Genomic DNA, 22,644 nt, shown 5'->3' with positions numbered 1-22,644 from the left:
CGTCGCTAGTCGTTGAAGGACCAGTTGCACTCCTCCATGGTCCGCATGATGTCGTCACGCCGCGGCAGGGAGTAGTTCGTAGACACGAAACGCGTCCCGTCGCGGTAGACAAAATGGATGTCTGAGTGCTCCTTCAGCGTCTTCAGGTAGCCCTCCGTGACCAGGGAATGGCAGGCAGAGCACAGCGGCAGGAGGTTCTCCAGGTCGGTCAGGCCCCCGGCGGCCCAGTCCTCGATGTGGTGGATCTCAATGAAGCGCGTGTGTGTGCACCCGGGTGCCGCGCACTGCCCGCCCCACATGGCCAGCAGCGCATTAACCTGCCCGTTTGTGGCGAGACGCTGTTTGCGTCCGGTGTTGAGGATGAGGCCCTCGGAGTTGACCGTCGAGTGGCGGACGTCCGCGTTAGCAAGCAGGCTCGCGATCGCCTTCGACGGCGCGCCCACGTTGTTCGGCATGTAGCCGCGCCCGTCCGGGGTGGCCAGGATGTTCACGTGGGCACCCGGCGTGGTGAGCGTGTTGCGCGGCGTCGTGCGTGCCATGTGGACGATGCCCATGAGCGCGCGCAGCAGCATCCGCCCAATCGGCAGTCCGTAGCCGGAGACTGTCTTTCGCGCGGGGCGGTTCTCCTCCACATCTTCGGCGCGCTCCAAGGCGATGTCGATTTCACCGTTAACCTCGGGGTCCAGGTCCTCGAGCACCTCGTCCAGGTCGCAGTACGCGATCTCCCCGATCTTCAGCGCGGCGATGAACGCGGCCCCGTCTGCGGCGTTGAGGTTGCCGTGGAACGCGATATCGCCGTTATCGCGCTTGTGCAGGCTCAGGTAGTACTGGGGGCTGTCGTCGCCCTCCCCGTCCTGCGGCTTCTTCCCCGCCAGTGCGCATTCCAGTTCGTGGTAGCCCATCCCGAGGGCGAGATCTACCAGGTCACGCTCGTTTTCGGCAGTCATGTATTTCAGAAGCAGCCGCACCACCGAGTAGTTCAGCGCACCCTCGGTGAATTGTTGCTGCAGGTAGCGGAAGGGTCGAAGGCGGTGGGCGACGCTGACGTACTCGTGCGCTGTTGAGGAGGACACGCCGAGGCGTCGAATGAGGAATTGCGCGGTGGTTGACGAGCCACATTCGATAGCAAGTGCGAGTTCATCAAAGGTTTGTATCGCGGACAACAACTCTGCTTTGTTCTGGGTCATCGCTCGGTGCGTGTCCTCGATTTGCTGGCTCAATGCGACGGCGATGGGGTTAGATTCGGTGGTCAATGCGGCGGTCAATTTGGCCCCCTTGAGGCGAATGCGAGTTCGATTGCCGGCATTATAAAACTCGCCACCGACATTCCTCTGACCTGCGGAAATGAGGTTTCGAAACCAAGCTATAACTTGTCCGCAACTCCGCATTGCGGACAAGTGGGGGCGAACCAACTATTGGCTATCGCTTATCGACGTCAACTCCGCCTTCCCCACCCCTCCAGCCCATGCCGCCACTCCGCATTGCGGACAATTCCGAGACCGCCAATAGTTGGTAATGGCCAACGAAAAAGGTCAAGTTTCGTGTAGTGTCGTAGCTGGTTGTGCTATCCGTCTCGTGCCACGCGCTCATAACTGTTAAGGAGAGGGTGCCGGATCATGGCGAAAGTTCACCGCACAGCGTATATCTACCCGATTTTTGTGGCGGTATGGATCGCAACACCGTTTATGGGTGACCGCGTTCCCATGTGGGGCCAATGGCTTTATTGGGTCGCCTTGATCGCGGTATCTGTTCTGGGGTTTGTCATCGCGGTGCGGGATAAGCGCCCCCTGCTGGGGATATTGTCTGTTCTTACCCTGCTAGCCTGGCCGATCACTCTCGCGGTGTCGTTGTTGTCCGGCCCCTTTGCCTGATGGGCTGACCTTGTCCCCTGCAACTCCGCATTGCAGACAATTCCGGCACCACCAACTATTGGGGCCCACCAACGAAAAAGGCCCGCGCCGGTGGCGGGGCGGGCCGGAGGGACGTCGATAAGCTATTGCAACTTTGCCTGAGCCTCGGACCAGAGGCCTTCGAACTCGGCCTCGGTGAGATGGGTTGCGGTGATGCCTTCGATGTCGTCGTAGGTGTGCGGGTGCGGGACGGTGTCCATGGGGCGGTTGGCTTGGCCGATGACTTTGCCGTCGACGAAGATGCCGGTGATGGTCTCGGAGGGGTCGAGCTCGATCATGCGGACCATGGTGCACTCGTGTGCGGAGACTTCTTCGAGTTCGGCGATGTTGAGCAGCTCGCCGCCGAGCTCCGGGACGTTGTAGTGGATGCGGACGAAATGTTTCACGTGAAACTCCTAACGGGAAATGCGTGAGACGTACGCGGAGCAGATGACTAGCTGGGACATGTGGTAGATCATCAGCGGGATGATCAGCACGCCCAGCGACGCCCCGCCGAAGATGACTGTGGCCATGGGCAGACCGGTGGCAAGCGATTTTTGGGTGCCGCACATCTGGATGGCGATGCGGTCCTCGCGCGGGAAGTGCAGAGCCTCCGGCACGACGCGGGTGAGCCAGAGCATCGCCGCAACCAGCGCGCAGGAGAAGACGGTGAGAAACACGATCTCCCACACGGACACGTTCGTCCACACGCCGGAAACGACGCCGCGCGAGAACGCGGAGTAGACGACCATCCAGATCGAGCCGCGGTCGACGAGCTTGGTCGCCTTCGACTTGGCCATCTCCCCCACCCGCGGCAGGAAACTATGCGCGAGTTGGCCGAGGATGAACGGCAGCAAGAGTTGCAAGGCGATATCGCCGAAGACGGACGCGTCGATGTGCACGCCGCTGCCCGCGCCCATCAGCCACATCACAAGCAGCGGCGTGACTATCACGCCGACGAGCGAGGACACCGACGCCGCCACCACCGCGCCGGAGACATTGCCCCGTGCCACGCCAGTCAGCGCGACGGAGGACTGCACGGTGGACGGCACCAGGGACATGAACAACAGGCCCTGGTAGAGGTCGTTGGAAATCAGTGCCGTGGTGGGCTGCGCCAGCAGACCGATGAGCGGGTAGATGACAAACGTGAACGCGAGGATCACGCCGTGCAACCGCCAGTTGGTCAGGCCCTTCAGCGCCTCCTGCGTGGACAGGCGGGCGCCGTAGAGGAAGAACAGCAGCGCGATGGCCAGTTTGACGGCTACGGCGAAGCCGTCGGCAAACGCGCCGCGGGCCGGCAGAAGGAAGGCGAGCGCCGCCGCGGCGACGATGCCGACGAGAAGCGGATCGAGCCTCTTCATCTAGTTCGCGGCCTGCAGGGTGTCGCCGTTGTCGGTCACTTGCACCTCACGCATGCCGGTCACCGCCGGGCCGGACACGCGCGCGCCGTCGGCGATGTTGAACACGGAACCGTGGGCGGTGCACTTGACGGTGTCGCCCTCGACCTTGGTGATCTTCTTCTGCTGGTGCGGGCACACGCTGGAGTACGCAACGTAGTGGCCGGCGGTGGGCTGGGCGATGATGAACTGGTCCAGAATTACCGCGGAGCCGACCGGAACGTCGGTCTTGGCAACTTCTTCGGGGGCCTCTTCCCCGCACGCGGCGAGGAATGCACCGGCAAACGTGGTCGCGGTGCCAAGTAGAAACATGCGTCGTGAACAGGTCATGATGCGATCGTAGCGCCCTTCATGGCCTTGACGTACTCGGTCAATGCTTCTTTCAGGGCGGGCATGTCGGTGACGTGGCCGTCGTCAAGATGCTCCTCGATGATGTTCGCGATCGCGGAGCCGGTGATCGCGCCGGCGGCACCCGCGGCGATAGCGTCGCGGACGTGCTCCGGGCGCGAGATGCCGAAGCCGAGCAGCACCGGCGGCCCGCCGAACTTGCGCACGCTATCCACGACCTCGCGCAGACCCTCCACCGTCGCTTCCTTGTCTGCGCCGGTCACCCCGTCGCGGGAGATGGCGTAGATGTAGCCGCGCGATGCGCCCGCCACCGCCTCAAGAGTGGCCTCGGACGCCTTGGCCGGCGCGATGTAGATCGGGTCGATGTCGGCTGCGGCGGCCGCTGCGGAGAAGGGAGCGGACTCGCGCACGGGGACGTCGGGAAGCAACACGCTGTCGGCGCCCGCCTCCTTGAACTCGCGGTAGAACCGCTCGAGCCCGCGGGCGTGCGCGACGTTGCCGTACACGAGCATGCCGATGGGCAGCTCCGGGTAGCGCTCACGGATGGTGCGGATCTGCGCAAGCGCCTTATCGACGTTCGCACCTCCGGCCAGCGCCCTCACGTGAGCATTCTGGATCGCCGGACCGTCCGCCACCGGGTCGGAGAACGGCACGCCGAGCTCCACGGCGTCCGCGCCCGCGTCCACGACGGCGGAGACGATCTCTACGGCGTCGTCCGGGGTGGGGTCCGACAGCATGATGAAGGGGACGAAGGCGCCCTTTCCCCTGGCGAAGAGTTGCTCGTAGCGGGACATTTACTTCTCCTTCTGGGCAAGGGTGGCTTGGACGTGTGCGATGTCTTTGTCGCCGCGGCCGGATAAGCCGACCAGGATGTGCAGTGGCTCGGCGTCCGCCGGGTGTTCGGCGGCGCGCTTGAGGGCGTAGCCCAGGGCGTGGGAGGACTCGAGCGCGGGGATGATGCCCTCGTGGCGCGACAGTGCCTGGAAGGCGCTGAGGGCTTCCTCATCGGTGACGGGCACGTACTTCGCGCGGCCGGACTTAGCCAGGTGCGCGTGCTCGGGGCCTACACCCGGGTAGTCCAGGCCGGCGGAGATGGAGTAGGACTCTTCCACTTGCCCGTCGCCGTCGCACATGAGGTAGGAGTACGTGCCGTGCAGCAGGCCGGTGGTGCCCTGGGCGATGGCCGCGCCGTGGGCGCCGAGTCCGAAGCCCTCCCCGCCCGGTTCGGCGCCGACGAGCTCCACATCCGGGTCGTCGATGAAATCAGCGAACATGCCGATGGCGTTGGAGCCGCCGCCGACGCACGCGACCACCACGTCGGGCAGCCGTTCGGTCCGCTCCAGGATCTGGGCGCGCGCCTCGGTGGAGATGACGCGGTGGAACTCCTTGACAATTTTGGGGAACGGGTGCGGGCCGGCGGCGGTGCCGAGGAGGTAGTGGGATTCGTGGAAGGTGGCGGTCCAGTCGCGCAGCGCCTCGTTCACCGCGTCTTTGAGCGTGCCCGCGCCGGCTTCCACACCCACGACCTCCGCACCCATCAGGCGCATGCGGTACACGTTGGGGGCCTGCCGCTCCATGTCGGTCTTGCCCATGTAGATCACGCAGTCCAGGCCGAGAAGCGCGCATGCGAGGGCGGTGGCGGTGCCGTGCTGGCCCGCGCCGGTCTCCGCGATGATGCGCGTCTTGCCCATCTTTTTGGCCAGCAGTGCCTGGCCGATGACCTGGTTGATCTTGTGCGCGCCGCCGTGGACGAGGTCCTCGCGTTTGAGAAAGATCCGCGCGTTGCCCTCAAGTGGCAGGTTGCGGCACTCGGTCAGCGGGGTGGGCCGGCCGAGGTAGTCGCGCAGCAGGCTGCGGTACTTGGCCATGAACTCCTCGTCGTTGAAGGCGTCGACGAAGGCTTGCTCGAGTTGGTCAAGCGCGGGGATGAGCGATTCGGGGACGAACTGTCCGCCGAACTCGCCGTAGTAGGCAGGAAGCAGGGTCATTGTCGTGTCCTTAGTAGTGGAAGTTGCGGATTGTGCGGAATCCTTCGCGCAGCGCGGCGGCGTCTTTGTGGCCGCGCGGGTCTTCGAAGCCGGAGTTGAGGTCGAGCCCGAGGCAGCCGGTGCGCAGCGCCGCTTCGAGTTTGCCGGGGTTGAGCCCGCCTGCGAGCAGGGCGTCGGTGGTGGTGATGCGGGACCAGTCGAAGGTTTCGCCCGTGCCGCCTGCGCCTGCATCGAGCACTAGCTTGTCCACGAGCTCCGCTACCCCCTCCACCGGTACATCGCACGTCATATCCACTGCCCGCCACACCTGGAGCGCGGGGCCGACCTCGGAGCGGACGCGCTCGATCAGGTCCCGCTCCCCCTCGAGCGAGCCCTGGTACGGAGCGTGGAGCTGCACCGCGGATATTCCGTGCTGGAGGAGCTCGTCGAAGCCGTGGGTCCGGCGCGAGACTGCCACATACTCCAGTTCCGGCTCGGCGGAGACGATTTCGGCGGCAGTTTCACGTGAAACATTGCGCGGGGAGGCGTCCTCGAAGATGAGACCGCCGTACACCGCCCCGGCCGCCTTCGCCGCCTGGGCCGCGGAGGCTGAGCGCAGGCCGCAGACCTTGTTCGGACCGTAGACCAGCTCGCGGCAGGCGCGGTCGATGTCCGGCTGGAAGGTCAACTGCGAGCCGACAAGGAACGCGTCGGAGTGTCCGCCGAGGCGGCGGACCGTCGCAGCATCCCGGATTCCGGACTCCGCCACCACCACTGCCCCGTCGGGCGCGTGCTCGGCGAGGCGCGCGGAGCGGTCGAGGTCGATGCTCAAGTCGTGGAGGTTGCGGTGGTTGACGCCGAAGATCTTCGCGCCCAGCTTCTTCGCACGCGCCGCTTCCTCCTCGTCGATCACCTCCGTGAGGACGTCCATGCGTAATGAGGCCGCAATAGAGGAAAGGTGGGCGTACTCGTCGTCGGAAAGCACGGACAGCATCAGCAGCACCGCGTCCGCGCCGAAGTAGCGCGCGGCGTAGATCTGCACCTCGTCGACGATGAAGTCCTTGCACAGCACCGGCAGGTGGGTCGTGGCGGCGACGGTGGCGAGATGGTCGTAGTCCCCGCCGAAGTAGTCGGGCTCGCACAGCACGGAGATCGCGGAGGCGTAGCGGGAGTAGACCGATGCGATCTCCCCCGGTTTGTAGTCCGCGCGGATGGTGCCGAGGGAGGGCGAGGCGGACTTGCACTCCATGATGTAGGAGGCCCCGGGGGCGGCGAGCGCGTCGTACAAGGACCGCTCGGAATACCGTAACGTGGCGAAAGAAACGTGACCCAGGCGTCCACGAATAACGTCAAGGTGACGCTTTCGGTTGGCCACGATTTCGGAGAGAATCTTAGGCACTGTAGTCCGCCTCCTCGTGGGTGCGCAGCCATTCGGCGACGGTGCCGCGGTCAAGCAAATCCTTCGCATGCGCCGTGCCGTCGGCGAGCGAATCCGAGATACCGTAGAGGTAGAACATCGCCCCGGCGTTGACGGCTACGGCGTCGCGGTGGGCGGCCGGCCCCTCCCCCGCGAAGGTGGCGCGCATGGCGGCGGCGTTTTCCGCGCCGTCGCCGCCGCGGAGGTCCTCGAGCGAGTGGGTGTCCGCGCAGAGCTGGTCGGGGGTGACCGTGTAGTGCGAGATTTCGCCGTCTCTAAGCTCCCAGATGAGGGTCTCGTCGTGGACCGCGATCTCGTCGGTGCCGGCGCCGTGCACCACGAGCGCACGCGTGCGCCCCAGCGTTTTCATGGTCTCCGCAATAGTGGGGCCTAACTTATAGTTGGCAATACCCATTATTTGAAATTCGGGTCGTGCGGGACTCAATAATGGGCCCATCGTATTAAACAGCGTGGGTACGCCGAGTTTCTTGCGCACAGGTTGCACGAACGCGATAGCTGGATTGTAGGCCGGGGCGAACAGGAATGTGAAGTTTGAGGATTCAAACTGGCGCACCGCCCGCTCCGGGTCGAGGTCTAGGGGGATGTTCAACGCCTCGAGCACGTCGGCGGATCCGGACTTGGAGGACACCGAGCGGTTGCCGCACTTGATCATCTTCACCCCGCCGGCGGCCGCGACCAAGGAGGCTGCCGTGGTGATGTTGATGGTGTTCGCCCCGTCGCCGCCTGTGCCGGCGGTGTCCATGATCCCCTCCCCCGTTACTGGGAAGGGGCGGCCGGCGGCGAGAAAGGCCTTCGCCGCGCCGGCGATGTCCGTGAAGGTTTCGCCGCGGGTGCGGATGGTGGCCAGCAGTGCGGCGATGCGGACGTCGTCGTAGTCGCCGACCGTCAGCGGCGTGAACGCCTCCACCGCCTCCTCCAATGTCGGCGAGGGGTTGGTGATGAACTCGCGGAAGATCTGGATGTGGTCAGCCATTGTCGCGTCCCTTCTTAAGCAAGCGGTCAACGCAGCGTTCCAGCAGCTGCGGGCCCGCGGGGGTGAGGATGGATTCGGGGTGGAATTGGAAGCCGATGGAGTACCCGTCGCCGGTTTCGGCGGCCATGATCACGTCGCCGATGTCGGTGCCGGTCCACGCCAACGGCACCACCCCGTCCGGCGCCTCCGCCGCGCCGAGCGAGTGGTAGCGCGCAACAGGCACGTCGAGGCCGGGCTGGTTGGGGGTGCCGCCGGCCGTGAGGCCGTCGAAAAGCAGGTGCGGCGCGGTCAGCCGCATGGGAACGGAGGTGCCGTGCTCGGGCCCGCAGGGTACGACGCGGCCGCCGAAGTGCTCGATGAGCGCCTGGTAGCCCAGGCAGATGCCCAGGATCGGGATGCGGCCCTGGGCGCGCGCGATGACCTCCATCATGCAGCCGGCGTCCGCGGGGTAGCCGGGCCCCGGCGAGAGCACGATGAGCTCCGGGTCCGCGGCGAGCACGGTGTCCGCGCTGACAGTGTTGCGGTAGACCACGGTGTCGAAGCCGGCCAGCGCGTCGACCAGGTTGTACACAAAGGAATCTTGGTTATCCAGCAGCACAATCATTTCTGCACCTCCAACTCGCGCCCGCCTGCGAGCGCCTGCAGCACCGCGTAGGCCTTGTGCAGGGTCTCGTCGGCCTCCGCCTGCGGGTTGGAGTCGCGCACTACGCCGGCGCCTGCCTGCACAGTTGCAGTTTGCTTTGCGACGAACGCAGAGCGAATGACAATACAAGTATCAAAGTCGCCGTCCCCGCGCAGATATCCCACCGCCCCGCCGTAGGACCCGCGGCGGGTGCCCTCCACCCCGCGCAGCAGCTCGGTCGCGCGCAGCTTCGGCGCCCCGGTGAGCGTGCCGATGTTGATGCACGCCCGGTAGGCGTCGAGCGCGTCCAGGTCCTGCGCCAACGTGGCGGTGACGCGGCTGACCAGGTGCATCACGCGGGAGTAGCGGTCCACCTGCAACAGCTCGCGGACCCGCCGGGTGCGGGGTTCGGCCACGCGCGCCATGTCGTTGCGGGCCAGGTCGACCAGCATGGTGTGCTCCGCAACCTCTTTGGCGTCCGTGCGCAGCTGCAGCTCCATGCGCGCGTCCAGCTCGTGGTTGACGCTGCCGTCCGGGTTCAGCCCGCGCGGGCAAGTACCGGCGATCGGGTACAGCTCCACCTGGCGGGTGGCGTGGTCGAATTTCAAGTTGGATTCGGGTGAGGCGCCGAACAGCTCGTAGCCTTCGCCGCGGATGTAGAACATGTAGGGAGAGGGGTTGGATGCGCGCAGTCGCCGGTACGCCGCGAACGCGTCTGTGCACTCCGCGGTAAACGCGCGGGCGGGCACGACCTGGTAGATGTCGCCGTTGGTGATGTGCTGCTTGAGCTGCTCCACGTGCGCGCGGAACTCCGCGTCCGGCACCGTTGCCTTAGCGACGAGCCGCTCCGCGCCCCCCGCCTCCGGCCGGTGGTCCGGCACCGGCTGATTGATGCGGCTGGCCAGCGGCTCGAGGTCGATGCCCTCGCCCGCGGCGTCCACGGCGGCGAGATAGGCGGTGCCCGCTTCGTGGTTGACGCGCAGCAGGATCTCTGCCAGCACGAACTGGTAGTCCGGGTAAGTGTTCGGCCCTTGCGCGACGGCCGGTAGCGTTTCAAAGCTGTCCAGGTAGTCGTACGCGAAGCCGCCGGCGAGCAGCGGGAAGTCCTCGTTGCCGTAGCCCGCCCGGGTGGTCAGCGCGCGCAGCACATCTGCTGTAGACGGTGCGGTCAGGCGTTCGCGCTCGTCCACAGCGCTGGCGGGCGGGAACTCGTAGGTGTGCTCCCCCACCCGGAACTCGTCTAGGCCCAGCCCGGCGGCGATGACCTCGCCGGAAGGCGTCAGTGGATCGACCTGGACGCGGTTGCCGGTGCAGGTCACGCGCACGGAGGCGCGCAGCACCGCCACGGACTGCAGGCCGGAGCGGGTGGTGATGTCGGCGGACTCGAGCAGCACGGCATCCTGCGCGTCGAGCCCGCCGACGTGGGCGAACAGGCTAGCCACGTCCTCGTGGTAGCGCACCGTTCGGTGGGTGTATTGCATCTGGTCCTCGGTTCCTTCTTGTCGTGCACCGAGGGTGAAAAAAGGGCCCGCGGCGCTTGTGTAGCAAGCTGGCGGGCCGTGACGTCTTTGGGTGGCGCGCCAGTTAGGCGAGCCACCACCAGTTCAAAGAAGTCTTGTTCGTCACAATTGGCAACTATAGCGGAACCGAAAAGGGACCGGGAATTTTATTCAGCTAGGCGGTACTTCCCGCGTGGGGCGGCGGCGACCACACCGTCGACCATCAGGCCGGTGATGGCGGCGTGGGTGGCCAGCTCGGCGTTGATGTCCGGGGCGTCAACCAGACCGCGGGAGACGATCTCGGCGGCGATGTCCTTGTAGGCCATCGGCTCCCCCGCCTCGCGCAGCACGGTCAGGATCGCTTCGTTCCAGTGCATCGTGGGCCTACTTCTGCTCGTCGGCGTGGCCTGCGGCTCGTCGCAAAGCATCGATGTTCACCGCGGGCTTCGGCTCCTCCGGCTGCTTCTCGCGGGCCTGCTCCACCGCCACCGCAGCGCGGGCGCCGAAGTTGCCGCCAAGCGAGGCCGCGATCACCGCAGCAACCAGCGCCACGGCCGGCATCAGCCACATCCACCCGGAGGCGATGAAGGAGAAAGCGGCGCCGAAGGCGAGCGCCACGCCCGCCAGGAGCCAGAAGGGGCCAGCGACCTTGTGCGCCTGATCCCAGATGGCTCGGTCCTTGCGCACGGCCGGAACGTGCAGGCCGAACCACTTGTTGCCGGGCAGCTTGCCCGCGGACGCGAGGGCGCCCGGGATGAGCAGGAGGAGTGTCAGCAGGATGAAGATGATGCCGACGACGACGTTGAGGGTGCTCATGTGCTCAAACGGACTCATGGGCCCTAGCATACGGCGGCGGCGCGCGCGGAAGAAAAGGGCACATATTGCAGTGACACGCATAATTACCGGCTACGCTGGTCACATGAAAAACAAGCTTCTGCACTCATTGCTCTTTTGGGTGGTCGTGGCAATCATCCTCGGGTTCTTGTGCAGCCTGTTCTTCCCGGACTGGCTCGCCCGAGTCTTTGTCACCTTTAACGGCCTCTTCTCCAACTTCCTCGGCTTCTTCGTGCCGGTGCTCATCTTCGCGCTCATCGCCCCCGCAATCGCGGGTCTGGGCCGCGGCGCCGGCAAGTGGCTCGGCATCACGGCGGGCGTGGCGTACGGCTCCACCGTCCTTTCCGGCCTGCTCGCTTGGGTCACCGGCTCGGCCCTGTACCCCAAGCTGTTGCAGGGCAAGGACCTGATTACAGACATCGCAGACCCCGACGAGGGCGGGCTCACGCCGTACTTCGACGTGGAGATGCCGCCGCCGCTGCCCATCATGTCCGCGCTGCTGCTGGCGTTCGTGGTGGGCTTGGCCATGACGGCGGTGAAGTCCGACAACCTGTACAACGTGCTGCAGGAGCTCAACGACGTTGTGCTGAAGGTCGTGGTCACCTTTGTCATCCCGCTGCTGCCGCTGTACATCTTCGGCACCTTCCTCAACCTGGGCATGAACGAGAACTTCGCGGACACCATGGCCGCGATGGGCGTGGTGCTACTCCTGTCCGTGGTCATGACGGTGATTGTGGTGCTGCTGCAGTACTGCGTCGCCGGCGTGGTCGCGGGTGTGAACCCGTTCCGCGCGCTGAAGAACATGCTGCCGGCGTACTTCACCGCGCTGGGCACCTCCTCCTCCGCCGCCACCATCCCGGTGACGTACGAGTCCACGCTGAAGAACAACGTGGACGAGGAAGTCGCGGGCTTTGTGGTCCCGCTTTGCGCCACCATCCAGCTGTCCGGCTCGATGATGAAGATCATGCTGTACGCCATCTCCATCGTGTACATGGCCAGCCTGGACATCACCGCAGGCCAGATCATCGGCTTCATCCTCATGCTGGGCATCATGATGATCGCTGCGCCGGGCGTGCCGGGCGGCGCCATCATGGCGGCTGCGGGCCTGCTGCAGTCCAACCTCGGCTTCGACGAGTCGATGCTCTCGCTGATGATCGCGTCTTACATCGTGGTCGATTCCTTCGGCACCGCCGCCAACGTCACGGGCGACGGCGCGGTCGCGCTCATCGTGAACAAGTTCGCGTCGGGCAAGATCAAGGGGCATCAGCTTGACGACGAACCTTCGGCCGCCCCCGCCGCCGGCTCCACCGCCGTGCAGTAGCCTCCGCCACGTGAAGAACCGCCCTCCGGGGCGGTTTTCTTTTGGCCATGTTTCACGTGAAACTAACGATCGTCACTGTAGTGATGGCGCTCCACACTGTAAAAAGTGATGGGAAAACACGCTCTCACTGTATGAAATAAGACTGTCACTGTAAAAAGTGATGGGAAAATACGCCTTCACTGTAAGCAACTGGCTACAGTGAGGGTATGAGTCAGCGCATGAATGACATCATGGCCCGGTTGCGACGGCAACGGAATGACGATCACTGTATTGAGGCGAAGTCTGGAACGGGGAAGCTCGATACCGCGTTCTGGAAAGCGGTGAGCTCTTTCGCGAACACCAAGGGCGGAGTGATCCTCCTCGGTATCCAGGAGGATCAGCGTGACGGTGGCTTCAGCCCGGCACCGGGGTTTGATCCGGCCAGCATGAACGACAAACTCATAAGTGCGCTGCGTCAAGGGCAAGAGAAGCCTCCTGTGACCCCCATTCCCCATTTCTACATTGAAACTGACGAGTTTGATGGTTTCCCGGTGATCCTGGTGTGGATCCATCCGATGCGGGGTGACGCACGATTGGGCCAGCAAATGCCCTGCTATGTCACAGCACAAGGCCTGCGGGATGGCGCGTACAAGAGGGTTTTGGACGGGGACCAGAGACTGTCGAGCTACGAGGTATTTCAGCTCACGACGCTATACACGCCGGACCTTTCGGAACTTGCATCCGTTAGTGAGGCTGGCGTGAACGATTTGGACGAGCAGGCATGGAGGGGCCTAATCGAATCGCTAGAGAAGCGGGGTTCGCGGATCCGTCTCGGGACGACCAGTGACGCTGAAGTCTTGGAGCGCCTTCACGTGCTTGACGGCGAAGGCCTCCCAACTCTGGCTGGTGCTCTGGCTCTCGGACGCTACCCCCAACAGTTTTTCCCGCAGCTGTTCATCGACGTGGCTGTGCATCCTGCGCCCGAGAAATCCGTCTCGGGTACCAGGTTTGTGGATCGTGCCCATTGCGACGGGCCCTTGCCGCTCGCGGTGGAAGACGCAATTAAGGCGGTAATGCGCAATCTGCGAACTCGCTCCGTAGAAGTCGGTTCGTCGATGGTCGATGAACCAGAGATCCCGGAAATCGCATTGCGTGAAGCAATTGTGAACGCGGTAATGCACCGGGACTACAGCCCCCAGGTTCAAGGCCGACAGGTGCAGGTCGATGTCTATCCGGATCGAGTGGAAGTGAACAGCCCGGGTGGCTTGTGGAGCGACCGGACGGTGGACAACATTGATGAAAATCGTTCGGTCAGCCGTAATCCCTCCCTCGCTAATCTGCTTAGCAATCTGCCCGCTCCTTCAGGATCGATGCGTGTGGCAGAGAATCAAGGAAGCGGCATCCAACGAATGCGCAAGGGCATGGAACGCTACGGTCTGCCTCAGCCCCATTTCGATGCAAGGATTGGTGAGTTCACGGTTATCTTGTACCGCTTTGGAATTCTCAATCCGGAGGTTGCGCAGTGGTTGGCCTCCGTGGCGCCGGGAAGTACGCGAGAGGAACAGATTGCGCTCGCAATTGCTCAAGGGCTCGGTGCTGTGTCGGTTAAGGAGCTGCGGGAACGCCTAGGGCTCGACAGCGACCATGCGCGTGAGCTTCTGGGTGATTTGACCGATCGTAAGTTGCTCAGGGAGGGGCGCTCCAGCGACACTTTTGTCCTTGCAGTCGGAGAACCTGACGTCGATGAAGTCGACCGAGAGCTGATTTCCTACCTGATGGAAGTTGGAGAAGCTGGAGCGCGCGAGATCGCGGACCGTCTCAAAGTGAGTGTGAATTCCTTGCGCCCCAGACTCCGAAATCTGGTGGACGCAAATGAAATTATCCCAACTGCACCACCGACGAGCAGGAAGCGAAAGTATCGCCTCCCCGAGTAGGTTTCACGTGAAACATCGTCGATCTCCGGACGACCCCGCGCCCAGCGCAATCGACTACCCTCTTCCCCATGTCCTTCGAAATCGTCACCACCCATTTCGTGGCCCACGAAGACGACCTCGAGGAGGCGTACGCGCTCTACCGTCAGCGCATTGAGACGAGCGACGCTGTCGTTTCGGCGGTCTCACCTCGCCCCCGCCCCATTGATGACGAGTTCACCCTCTGGGACCTGCGCTGCCAAGCGGCCTACGACAACCTGCCCGCCCCGGATCAGATGCGGCTGTACGAGCTCAACGCGCTCGTGGACTTCACCACTACCAACCGCGACAACGCCATCGAAAAATTCTTCTTTGAGGACCACGACGCGCCGACGTTTTTACCCGCCAGCCTTGGGGGCCTGACGGAGCTCACACTTCGCGACGACCCCGCCGGCGAGCTCTCCCTCACCACCGTGGTCTACTTGGGCATGTCTGAGCACATGCCTGTGGCACAGCAGCTTTTCGACGCTACAGTCGCCGACCTCAACGTCGTCGCCTACCAGCCCAACCTCGCGCCGCTCGAAGGGACAGAACACGCGGCGCTGGTGGGCCCACTATGGATGCGCGATGCCACGCTAAACATCATCGGTAAGGGCGACGGCCGCTTCTCCCCCGGCAAGGATGCCTGGGCGGGGTGGGTGTTGACGTCGGACGGACACGATGATGTGGAAAGGCACTTGCACGAGCGGATCGAACCAGACGCTGTGGTGATCAGCCGTGCAGTGCGGGAGCCGTTCTAACTACGGCGTGATCTGCGGGCTCAGCGCGTCGCCCTCAGCGCCACCCTGCGCGCCACCCAGCGGGGCGTCGGTCATCTCGGCGCCGCCCAGGGGATCGTTGGCGGACGCGCCGGAGCCGGCCGAGCCGGCCGAACCTGCGGAGTCGGCCGAGCCCATGGAGCCGGCCGAACCAGCGGAGCCGGCCGAACCAGCGGAGCCACTCGAGCCCATGGAACCGGCGGAGCCAGCCGAACCGGCGGAGCCCGCGGAGCCCGCGGAGCCCGCGGAGCCGCTCGAACCGCTGGAGCCAGCCGAACCAGCAGAGCCCGCGGACCCGCTCGAGCCGCTGGAGCTCTTGGAACCGCTAGAGCCCGCGGAGGAGGTCTTCACTTCGCTGGAGGTGCTGTCGCCGCTGTCTTCGCTGTCGTTGCAAGCGGTGAGGCCGGCGCCAGCCAGCACGAGTGCGGTAGCCGATGCGGCAATACGAGTAATTGCAGACAAGGTCTTCTCCTTCTCGTGTTCGGAATTGAGCCGGGCGCTGAACCCGGTTGAATACGTTGTACGGGCGGGTTCTGAACGAGTACTTGGAACCAACCAAGAATCGTCGTACTGGCCTGTGGCAAAACAATGACCCCGTCTCCACCAGGGGAAACGGGGCCAAAGGGCGTGGAAGCTACTGCGGCAGGCCCGGCAGCTCCGGGAGGGAAACGCCCGGGATGGCGCCGGTCGCGGCTGCGGCTACGCCGAGCAGAGCGACCAGTGCAGCCGGGACGCCGATGAGCAGACCGAGGATGCCGCCCTTGGTGTCGGGGTTGTCAATTAGCTCCTGCACGCAGGTGCCGGTGGAGCTGGAAGAACCAGTGTTCTCGGTCTCGCCGGCCTTGTCTGCGGTCTTGTCTGCGGTCTTGGCCTTTTCCTCCTCGCGGGTCTTGCACTGCTCGTACACCTGGGAGGAGCCGACCGTCTCGTCCTTTGGAGCGTCGGTGTCGGCATCAGCGGCGAAGGCCGGGGCGGCGACGGCGGACAGGGACAGGGTCGCTGCAGCTGCGGCGGTTGCAATACGCTTCATAGCAATTCTCCTTTGATAGTCGGCTTCAGCGTGGGCGCCAAGGTACAGATGCAAAGCTGGCGCGAGGTGAGATTCTCTGCGGAATTTTCTGAAAGCGCTATAAAAAGCAGCCTGTCCCCCGCTGGAGAGAACAGGCCGCTTCGGGTGTTTGCGCGGGTGTTACATGGGAAGAGCTGGCATGGCTGGGAGGGAAACGCCCGGGATAGCGCCTGTCGCTGCAGCGGCAGCGCCGAGCAGGCCAATCAGGCCGAGGGGGACCAGGGTGAGCAAAGCGATGACGCCGCCACGGGTTTCCGGGTTGCGGACCATGCCGTTGATGCAGATTCCTTCCGGCGTGGAGGAACCCTTAGCTTCTGTCATCTTGGCTCGCTCCTCCTCGCTCGCTGCTCCGACAAGCTTCTTGCATGTCTGGTAGATCTCCGAAGAGCCGACTTTGGTGTTCTCACCCTCGGCCGCCATAGCCGGGGTGGCAACGATGGTCAGTGCGGTGGCTGCAGCGATGGATGCAGTCGTGATGCGCTTCATAACTATCTCCTTGTGTTAGGTGGACTGCCTGACATGACGTTAACAGGTGTCCAACAGTGCCCGGGCAAAATTCGTGGAAGTTTTCCAAAATGAGACAAAAACGGCCCGTTCCCCTGCTGCAGGGGAACGGGCCGGAAGTAGCTCAGGGGAGCCGAATTACATCGGCAGGCCCGGCAGCGCCGGGAGGGAGAAGCCCGGGATAGCGCCGGAGAATGCTGCTGCTGCGCCGAGAAGTGCAACGAGAGCAACCGGAACGCCGATAAGGAGGCCCAGGATGGAGGAGCGGTGCCCGTTGCGCTCGTCCATCAGGCCCTTGATGCAAACACCGGACAGGGTGGAGCTGTTGTAATTGCCGAAGTTTTCAGCCTGTTCCTTTTCGATCTTGGCCTTCTCTTCGTCGGTCTTCGCCGCTGCCTTCCTTGCTTCGAATTCGGCGAAGTTCTTCTCATTAATGGTTTTGCACTGCGTGTAGTACTCGGAGGACCCAGTATTCTCGACCTTCGGAGCGCCTGCGTCGGCGGCGAGCGCCGGGGCAGCAACTGCGGACAGGGACAGGGTTGCTGCGACAGCAGCGGTGGCGATGCGCTTCATGGCAATCTCCTTGATGAATTCGATGAAACCTGCCAGTTATCTGACGCGTGTAATCAGGTTATCGCGCTCACACCACATGGTGTTACATGGCACATCACACGTAGTTTATCCTGGGGGTATGGGAATGACGAGCGAAATCGCAGCTGTATTGGGAATCTCCGCGCTTGTGGGGTTGGGCGGCGCTGCCGCGGCGTACACCTCGGTGGAGATTCCGGAGCGCGACCAGGTTGCAGTGCAGGCGGTCGGCGCGCCGAGCGCGGTTATCGACGACCCCCAGGATGTCCTCTCCCCCGAGGACGAGCAGCGCCTCCAGCGCGACACCGCCAACATCAACGCGCCCGAGGTGGTCAAGAACTTCCACTACATGGTCTTCGAGACCAACCACGAAAACATCCTGGACGACGTGGAGGAGGTGTTGCGCAGCCAGTACCCGGAGATGATCGACCAGTCCAAGGGCGAAAACGGCCACATGGCCGACGGCGTGCTCATCGTGGGCGTGGGCATGGACCCGCGCCAGGCGTTCATCTACGGCGGCGACGATGTCACCGACGAGCTCATGCTTAACGACGATTCGTACCGCGAAGAACTCCTCGATGCCATGAAACCGGGCGTGAATGACGGCAACATTCCTTCGGGCCTGTTCCGCACGGCGAATCTGGCCATGGATGCGGACGGCTTGACCGATCGCCGGGTATCCGATGCGGAGAGCGACCGTGAGGGCGCAATGATTGGCCTGGGCATGGGCGGGTTCGGTGTGTCCACGGCGATCGGGTCGGGTGTCGTAGCGGTGCGCAATAACCGTCGTAAGGCAATTGCGAAGGCCCGGGAGGACTACGAGCTTGTCACCAGCGAGTACACCCGGTTGGCTGGCCGCTTGGACGAGGTGGATGTGCGGGCGAACTCGCTGTCGTCGGCGTTCGCGGATGAGACGCTGCGCCGCCAGTGGGCCGAGGTGCGCGACCGCTTCCTGGGCATGAACGAGCTGGTGCACGGCGCGCAGGGGCTCAGCGCGATCAACATGGGCGACGACAAGGACGTGTACAAGCACCGCAAGCAGCTTGCGGACGCCGCGGAGAGCGTGGACCACGTCTCCAACGCCGAGGACAACATCGACCGCCTCTTCGGCGTTGAGCACGGCGACCCCGCTACCCGCCGCGCGGATTTGAGCACCATCCGCGAGGACGTGCTGCGCGCCCGCAGCGACGTGAAGGACTCCGGGCTGCGTAACGAGCTGGACCTTTTGATGCAGCGCATCGAGGCGCTCGACGCCAACCCGGACTCCCCCACCTACCTCGACGACTTCATCCGCGTGCTCGGCGATTACCGCGTGATCCTGGACCAGGTGAAGAAGAAGCAGTTCAGCGACGTGAAGGAGCACGAGAAACTGGAGGCGCCGGCGGTGTACGACTCCGGGTTCTGGTACGGCGGGTACGTGCCGTATGTGCATATGCACTCCTGGCACGAGTCCAATGTTCAGGCGGCACAGGCGGCGAGCTCGAGCGGCGGCGGCAGCGTGTCTTCCTCCGGCTTTAGCGCCGGCGGCGGCAGCTCCAGCTTCTAAGCCGGGTGAGCTGATCTGTGCTGTGGGTGACCCCCGTTACACCGGTTAGGTGTGAAATGGGTCACTTTTCTGATTTTAACTTCCTTTTCATCAATCCGTGTTTATACTTGTGATTGGAGAAATTCGAAGCGCGGCCCGCCACCTAGAACACGAGGTGGCGGGCCTTCTCTATTGCATAAGTGCGCCTGAGAGAAACATAAGGCAGAACCCTTTCGCCTGCTCGTACTCTAAATGGGGGGGTGGGTGAGTACTCATCCGGTCTCGGGGGGTGGACCGTGGGCGAAAGGGTTCGCAGCAATGAATATAGACCATCACCGGAGATGTGTCTAGGGATAACGCGAAAATATTTTTTGGCTTGCCTTTTGCCCCGTCTGCCAGCGCGTTTCCTTCGCCAGCGAACTACCGGCATCTGCCCTACTGTCCTGGCTATGGACACTTTCATTGGGTTAGTTGACGCACTTGCCGCAGTGGCGGCGGCAGCGTTTGGCGCTATGGCGTTGGTCATTTCGCAGCGGGCAAACAAGCTTGCGAGCGAAAGCAGCGAGGACAACAAGAGGTTCCAGGAAGAGGAGCGGGAGAAGGACGAAGAGGAACGTCGCAACGCTGTGGCGATGAGCGTGTACGCCTACTGGGCGAAGCGCAGCGACGGCAAGTGGGGTGTCGTGCTCACCAACAGCGGCCCCCGTTCGTCGGTTGTAAATAACTTTGAGGTTGAGGTTCAATTCGCTGAAAAGGGGGCACTTTGCAGGGAATCCCGCAAACTCGTCGTGCTTCCCGCTGGCGAATTCTTCATCGAGCACACCCAAACTAAGTACGGGTGGGGCGACTTGGTCACCATCAGCGACAACGAGCGATTCACCCCGATGGTCTACGCAGCCAAGTGGCGCGTGAACCGGATCAGCTTTGTCGACCACTTCAATGAGCAGTGGACCTACACCCCCGAGGGCGGCTACCGCCACCGTCCTGTCGGCCAGGAGTGAACCCTGCCGTTTCACGTGAAACATCCCGCCGAAAATCTTCTCTCAAACACCCGTACGGTGTAAGGCTCCCCCGCGTCGGCGCAGACCATTAATCTGCCTACTATGTCTTCGCTCACGCAGGATGCGCCACAGCAAGCGCCGAACACCTCCACCGCCTACGCCCCGGGCCTGATGGTCAAGGTCCGCGACGAGCTGTGGCTGATCACCAGCGTTACGCAGTCCGTCGACGGCTACCTGCTCAAGGTCCGCGGCCTGTCGGACTATGTGCGCGACACCACCGCGAGCTTCTACACCGCGCTCGACAACGTGGAGGTCTTCGACCCGGCCAAGGTGGAGGTCGTGCCGGACCGCTCCCCCGGCTACCGCACCACGCGCCTGTGGCTGGAGACCACCCTGCGCCAAATCCCGGTGCCCCTCTACCAGGAGGAGCTGTCGGTGGCGGATCAGATGCTCATGGATCCGCTGGATTACCAGCTCACCGCCGTGCGCAAGGCGCTTAGCGACGCCAACCTTCGGCCCCGCGTCCTCATCGCCGATGCTGTCGGCCTGGGCAAAACTCTCGAGATCGGCATGATCCTGTCAGAGCTGATCCGCCGCGGCCGCGGCGAGCGCATCCTGGTGGTGACCCCGAAGCACATCATGGAGCAGTTCCAGCAGGAGATGTGGTCGCGCTTTGCCATCCCGCTGGTGCGCCTGGACTCCACCGGCATCCAGCGCGTGCGCCAGATGCTGCCGGCCAGCCGCAACCCGTTTACGTATTTCCCCCGCGTGATCGTGTCCATGGACACGCTGAAGAGCCCGAAGTACCGCGCGCAGCTGGAGAAGGTGCGCTGGGACGCGGTGGTGATTGATGAGATCCACAACGCCACCAACGTGGGCACCCAGAACAACGAGCTCGCCCGCACCCTCGCCCCCACCACGGAGGCGCTGCTTCTCGCCTCCGCCACCCCACACAACGGCGACCCGGAAAGCTTCAAGGAGATTCTGCGCCTTTTGGATCCGACGGCGGTGCTGCCGGACGGCACCATCGACAAGGATGCGGTGTCCCGCCTGCTCATCCGCCGCCACCGCCACTCCGACGAGGTGGCCAGTGTGGTCGGCGAGCAGTGGGCGGAGCGCAAGGACCCGATCAACATCCCGGTGGAGGCGTCCGCAGAAGAAAACGCCGCGGCCGCCGAGCTGGAGCAGACCTGGATCCACACCAACGCCAACCCGGCGCAGGACCGCCTGTTCCCGTGGACGTTGGTCAAGGCCTTCCTCTCCTCCCCCGCCGCGCTCGGCGAGACCGTCGAGAACCGGCTCAAGCGCGTCCCGGCCGCGGACACGAAACAGCGCCAGGCCTTGGGGCGCCTGGCGCAGCTCAACGCCAAGGTCACCCGCCAGAACTCCAACAAATACGCCGCGCTGGTGAACTACCTCCAGGAGATCGGCGTGGGCAAGGGCAAGAAAACGCGTGCAGTGGTGTTCTCGGAACGCGTCGCTACGCTGCACTGGCTCAAAGAGAACCTGACCAAGGACCTGAAGATGCCGGCCGGTGCGGTGGAGGTCATGCACGGCGGCCTCTCGGACGAGGAGCAGATGCGGCTTGTAGACGAATTCAAGCGCGAAGACTCCAAGCTGCGCATCCTGATCACCGGCGACGTGGCGTCTGAAGGCGTGAACCTGCACACCCTGTGCCACAACCTGATCCACTACGACATCCCGTGGTCGCTGATCCGCATCCAGCAGCGCAACGGCCGCGTGGACCGCTACGGGCAGATGGAGTCGCCGCAGATCGCTGCACTCCTGCTGGATACGAAGCAGGGCGGTTACGTCGGCGAGCTGCACGTGCTAACCAAGCTGATCAACCGCGAAAACGAGGCGCATGCGTTGCTTGGCGACGTCGGCTCGCTCATTGGCAAGCACACCGTCAGCGGTGAGGAGGATGAGATCCGCAAGGTTATCCAGAACCAGGCCGGCTTCGATGATGTGGTGAAGACCCCGGAGCAGGTTGCCACCACCGAAGCGCAATCGGAGGAGGACCTCATCGACGCGCTCTTGGCGGGCTACGGGTTTGAGCTCGATGCTGCGGAAGAACCGGCACCGGGCGCAGCCCAACCGCACACGACCAGCCTGTACCCCTCGGAGATCAGCTACCTGGAAGACGCGCTGAAGGAGGCCTTCTACGGCGCCCCGGAAAGGCCCTTAAGCGCGGGCGGTGTGGCCTACGAGCTGGGCAACAACGGCGTGGCGGAGCTCGCTCCCCCGGAAGACCTGCGCCGCCGCCTGGACATCCTGCCGCAGGACTACCTAGCGGACCGCAAGGTGCGGGAGAATTTCCTCCTGGCTACCAACACCGCCGTGGGCAACACCGTCCTGCGCAACGCGCGCACCGGCCAGGACGGCTCCACGTGGCCGAAGGCGCACTTCCTCGGCCCGTTGCACCCGGTGACGGATTGGGCGACGGATCGCGCACTCGCCTCCCTTTCCGCCGGCCAGATCACCGCCATCGCGGGCGAGGTGGACATGCCCACCGTGCTGCTCATGGCCACGCTGACCAACAAGCGCGGCCAGGTGGTCTCCCGCGCCTTTGTCACCGTCGCCGGCGGCATGCTGCCCAAGACCATCGAGGACCCGGTGGCGTGGCTGCGCGGCATCGGTCTGACGGAGCACGCCATCAACCCGGAGACACTGACCCTGCCGGACAACGCCCAGGAGCTCGTGGCCTCCTCCGTTGAGGTGGCGGGCAACCAGCTGCAGCCGATGATGGCCGCCGCCCGCAATCACGCCACCAGCCGCATCGAGTACTGGATCGACCGCGCGGACCGCTGGCAGCACGCCAAGGACGACAGCCAGACCATGCTGCGCGTGGGCCGGTCTGAAAACCTCATTGCGGAGGAACGCGCGCTGATCGCCTCGCTTGAACCGGACCGTGAACTTATCCGCCCCCTCGTACTCGTCCTGCCGAAGGAGCAGTAGATCA

The 22,644-nt window shown here is 64.0% G+C and carries 23 protein-coding genes; 7 read left to right on the top strand and 16 right to left on the bottom strand.

Annotated elements, in window-relative coordinates; translation table 11 throughout:
- Positions 1 to 5: 5 nt before the first annotated feature.
- The gene (locus CFOUR_RS11250) at positions 6 to 1,265 is read right to left on the bottom strand and encodes an HNH endonuclease signature motif containing protein (RefSeq protein WP_101706357.1); all 1,260 of its coding nucleotides are present in this window, start codon (positions 1,263 to 1,265) and stop codon (positions 6 to 8) included.
- 351 nt (positions 1,266 to 1,616) lie between these two features.
- On the opposite strand from CFOUR_RS11250, the gene CFOUR_RS11245 reads away from it, so the two are divergent.
- Positions 1,617 to 1,871 (top strand): hypothetical protein, encoded by a 255-nt coding sequence (locus tag CFOUR_RS11245; RefSeq protein ID WP_085957075.1) that lies wholly within the window; start codon positions 1,617 to 1,619, stop codon positions 1,869 to 1,871.
- 122 nt (positions 1,872 to 1,993) lie between these two features.
- On the opposite strand, the gene CFOUR_RS11240 is transcribed toward CFOUR_RS11245, so the two are convergent.
- The 11 genes from CFOUR_RS11240 to CFOUR_RS11190 all read right to left on the bottom strand — a co-directional run bounded on the left by CFOUR_RS11240 (position 1,994) and on the right by CFOUR_RS11190 (position 10,967).
- A complete protein-coding gene (locus tag CFOUR_RS11240) occupies positions 1,994 to 2,296 on the bottom strand; it encodes a hypothetical protein (protein WP_085957076.1) in 303 nt (100 codons plus the stop codon).
- Between the two features lie 9 nt (positions 2,297 to 2,305).
- Positions 2,306 to 3,250: a bile acid:sodium symporter family protein gene (locus CFOUR_RS11235; protein ID WP_085957077.1), complete on the bottom strand. Its 945-nt coding sequence runs from the start codon at positions 3,248 to 3,250 to the stop codon at positions 2,306 to 2,308.
- Complete coding sequence (locus CFOUR_RS11230; RefSeq protein ID WP_085957078.1) at positions 3,251 to 3,598, bottom strand: Rieske (2Fe-2S) protein; 348 nt, start codon at positions 3,596 to 3,598, stop codon at positions 3,251 to 3,253.
- A 14-nt stretch (positions 3,599 to 3,612) separates the two neighbouring features.
- Complete coding sequence (gene trpA / locus CFOUR_RS11225) at positions 3,613 to 4,428, bottom strand: tryptophan synthase subunit alpha (RefSeq protein ID WP_290179510.1); 816 nt, start codon at positions 4,426 to 4,428, stop codon at positions 3,613 to 3,615.
- Positions 4,429 to 5,622, bottom strand: a complete 1,194-nt coding sequence (trpB, locus tag CFOUR_RS11220) for a tryptophan synthase subunit beta (protein ID WP_085957082.1) — start codon at positions 5,620 to 5,622, stop codon at positions 4,429 to 4,431.
- A gap of 10 nt (positions 5,623 to 5,632) precedes the next feature.
- Positions 5,633 to 7,069 (bottom strand): bifunctional indole-3-glycerol-phosphate synthase TrpC/phosphoribosylanthranilate isomerase TrpF, encoded by a 1,437-nt coding sequence (trpCF, locus tag CFOUR_RS11215; protein WP_085957080.1) that lies wholly within the window; start codon positions 7,067 to 7,069, stop codon positions 5,633 to 5,635.
- Entirely contained in the window at positions 6,993 to 8,012 is a 1,020-nt protein-coding gene (gene trpD / locus CFOUR_RS11210) for an anthranilate phosphoribosyltransferase (protein ID WP_085957083.1), read from the bottom strand. Before trpD ends, trpCF begins: the two co-directional genes overlap by 77 nt.
- Positions 8,005 to 8,616 carry a glutamine amidotransferase-related protein gene (locus CFOUR_RS11205; protein WP_085957084.1) on the bottom strand — a complete coding sequence of 204 codons (612 nt, stop codon included), beginning with the start codon at positions 8,614 to 8,616 and terminating at the stop codon, positions 8,005 to 8,007. The genes trpD and CFOUR_RS11205 overlap by 8 nt, the downstream gene beginning before the upstream one ends.
- Positions 8,613 to 10,115, bottom strand: coding sequence for an anthranilate synthase component 1 (locus CFOUR_RS11200; protein ID WP_085957085.1), 1,503 nt, complete (start codon positions 10,113 to 10,115; stop codon positions 8,613 to 8,615). Before CFOUR_RS11200 ends, CFOUR_RS11205 begins: the two co-directional genes overlap by 4 nt.
- A 185-nt stretch (positions 10,116 to 10,300) precedes the next feature.
- The gene (locus tag CFOUR_RS11195; protein ID WP_179154788.1) at positions 10,301 to 10,510 is read right to left on the bottom strand and encodes a winged helix-turn-helix domain-containing protein; all 210 of its coding nucleotides are present in this window, start codon (positions 10,508 to 10,510) and stop codon (positions 10,301 to 10,303) included.
- Positions 10,511 to 10,517: 7 nt separating this feature from the next.
- On the bottom strand, positions 10,518 to 10,967 hold the full coding sequence (locus CFOUR_RS11190) for an SdpI family protein (RefSeq protein ID WP_230471763.1): 450 nt from the start codon (positions 10,965 to 10,967) through the stop codon (positions 10,518 to 10,520).
- An 85-nt stretch (positions 10,968 to 11,052) separates the two neighbouring features.
- Between CFOUR_RS11190 and CFOUR_RS11185 the strand changes: the two genes are divergently transcribed.
- The 3 genes from CFOUR_RS11185 to CFOUR_RS11175 all read left to right on the top strand — a co-directional run bounded on the left by CFOUR_RS11185 (position 11,053) and on the right by CFOUR_RS11175 (position 14,977).
- Entirely contained in the window at positions 11,053 to 12,288 is a 1,236-nt protein-coding gene (locus tag CFOUR_RS11185; RefSeq protein ID WP_085957088.1) for a dicarboxylate/amino acid:cation symporter, read from the top strand.
- Positions 12,289 to 12,506: 218 nt separating this feature from the next.
- Positions 12,507 to 14,201: an ATP-binding protein gene (locus tag CFOUR_RS11180; protein WP_179154790.1), complete on the top strand. Its 1,695-nt coding sequence runs from the start codon at positions 12,507 to 12,509 to the stop codon at positions 14,199 to 14,201.
- Positions 14,202 to 14,269: 68 nt separating this feature from the next.
- Complete coding sequence (locus tag CFOUR_RS11175; RefSeq protein WP_085957090.1) at positions 14,270 to 14,977, top strand: hypothetical protein; 708 nt, start codon at positions 14,270 to 14,272, stop codon at positions 14,975 to 14,977.
- On the opposite strand, the gene CFOUR_RS11170 is transcribed toward CFOUR_RS11175, so the two are convergent.
- The 4 genes from CFOUR_RS11170 to CFOUR_RS11155 all read right to left on the bottom strand — a co-directional run bounded on the left by CFOUR_RS11170 (position 14,978) and on the right by CFOUR_RS11155 (position 17,141).
- Positions 14,978 to 15,457, bottom strand: coding sequence for a hypothetical protein (locus CFOUR_RS11170; protein WP_290179501.1), 480 nt, complete (start codon positions 15,455 to 15,457; stop codon positions 14,978 to 14,980).
- Between the two features lie 172 nt (positions 15,458 to 15,629).
- Complete coding sequence (locus tag CFOUR_RS11165; protein ID WP_085958581.1) at positions 15,630 to 16,025, bottom strand: hypothetical protein; 396 nt, start codon at positions 16,023 to 16,025, stop codon at positions 15,630 to 15,632.
- A 159-nt stretch (positions 16,026 to 16,184) separates the two neighbouring features.
- Positions 16,185 to 16,550: a hypothetical protein gene (locus tag CFOUR_RS11160; protein WP_085958580.1), complete on the bottom strand. Its 366-nt coding sequence runs from the start codon at positions 16,548 to 16,550 to the stop codon at positions 16,185 to 16,187.
- Between the two features lie 156 nt (positions 16,551 to 16,706).
- Positions 16,707 to 17,141, bottom strand: coding sequence for a hypothetical protein (locus tag CFOUR_RS11155; protein WP_085958579.1), 435 nt, complete (start codon positions 17,139 to 17,141; stop codon positions 16,707 to 16,709).
- Between the two features lie 118 nt (positions 17,142 to 17,259).
- Here CFOUR_RS11155 and CFOUR_RS11150 point away from each other — a divergent pair, with 118 nt between their 5' ends.
- From CFOUR_RS11150 to CFOUR_RS11140, 3 genes are all read left to right on the top strand, one after another.
- Entirely contained in the window at positions 17,260 to 18,702 is a 1,443-nt protein-coding gene (locus tag CFOUR_RS11150) for a DUF5129 domain-containing protein (RefSeq protein WP_085958578.1), read from the top strand.
- A gap of 428 nt (positions 18,703 to 19,130) precedes the next feature.
- Entirely contained in the window at positions 19,131 to 19,682 is a 552-nt protein-coding gene (locus CFOUR_RS11145) for a hypothetical protein (RefSeq protein ID WP_085958577.1), read from the top strand.
- Positions 19,683 to 19,784: 102 nt separating this feature from the next.
- Positions 19,785 to 22,640, top strand: coding sequence for a DEAD/DEAH box helicase (locus CFOUR_RS11140; RefSeq protein WP_085958576.1), 2,856 nt, complete (start codon positions 19,785 to 19,787; stop codon positions 22,638 to 22,640).
- Positions 22,641 to 22,644: the final 4 nt, after the last annotated feature.

It is taken from the genome of Corynebacterium fournieri (assembly GCF_030408775.1).
Classification (GTDB): domain Bacteria; phylum Actinomycetota; class Actinomycetes; order Mycobacteriales; family Mycobacteriaceae; genus Corynebacterium; species Corynebacterium fournieri.
Note: the sequence above shows the minus strand (reverse complement) of the source record. Positions and strands in the feature narration are given on the sequence as shown.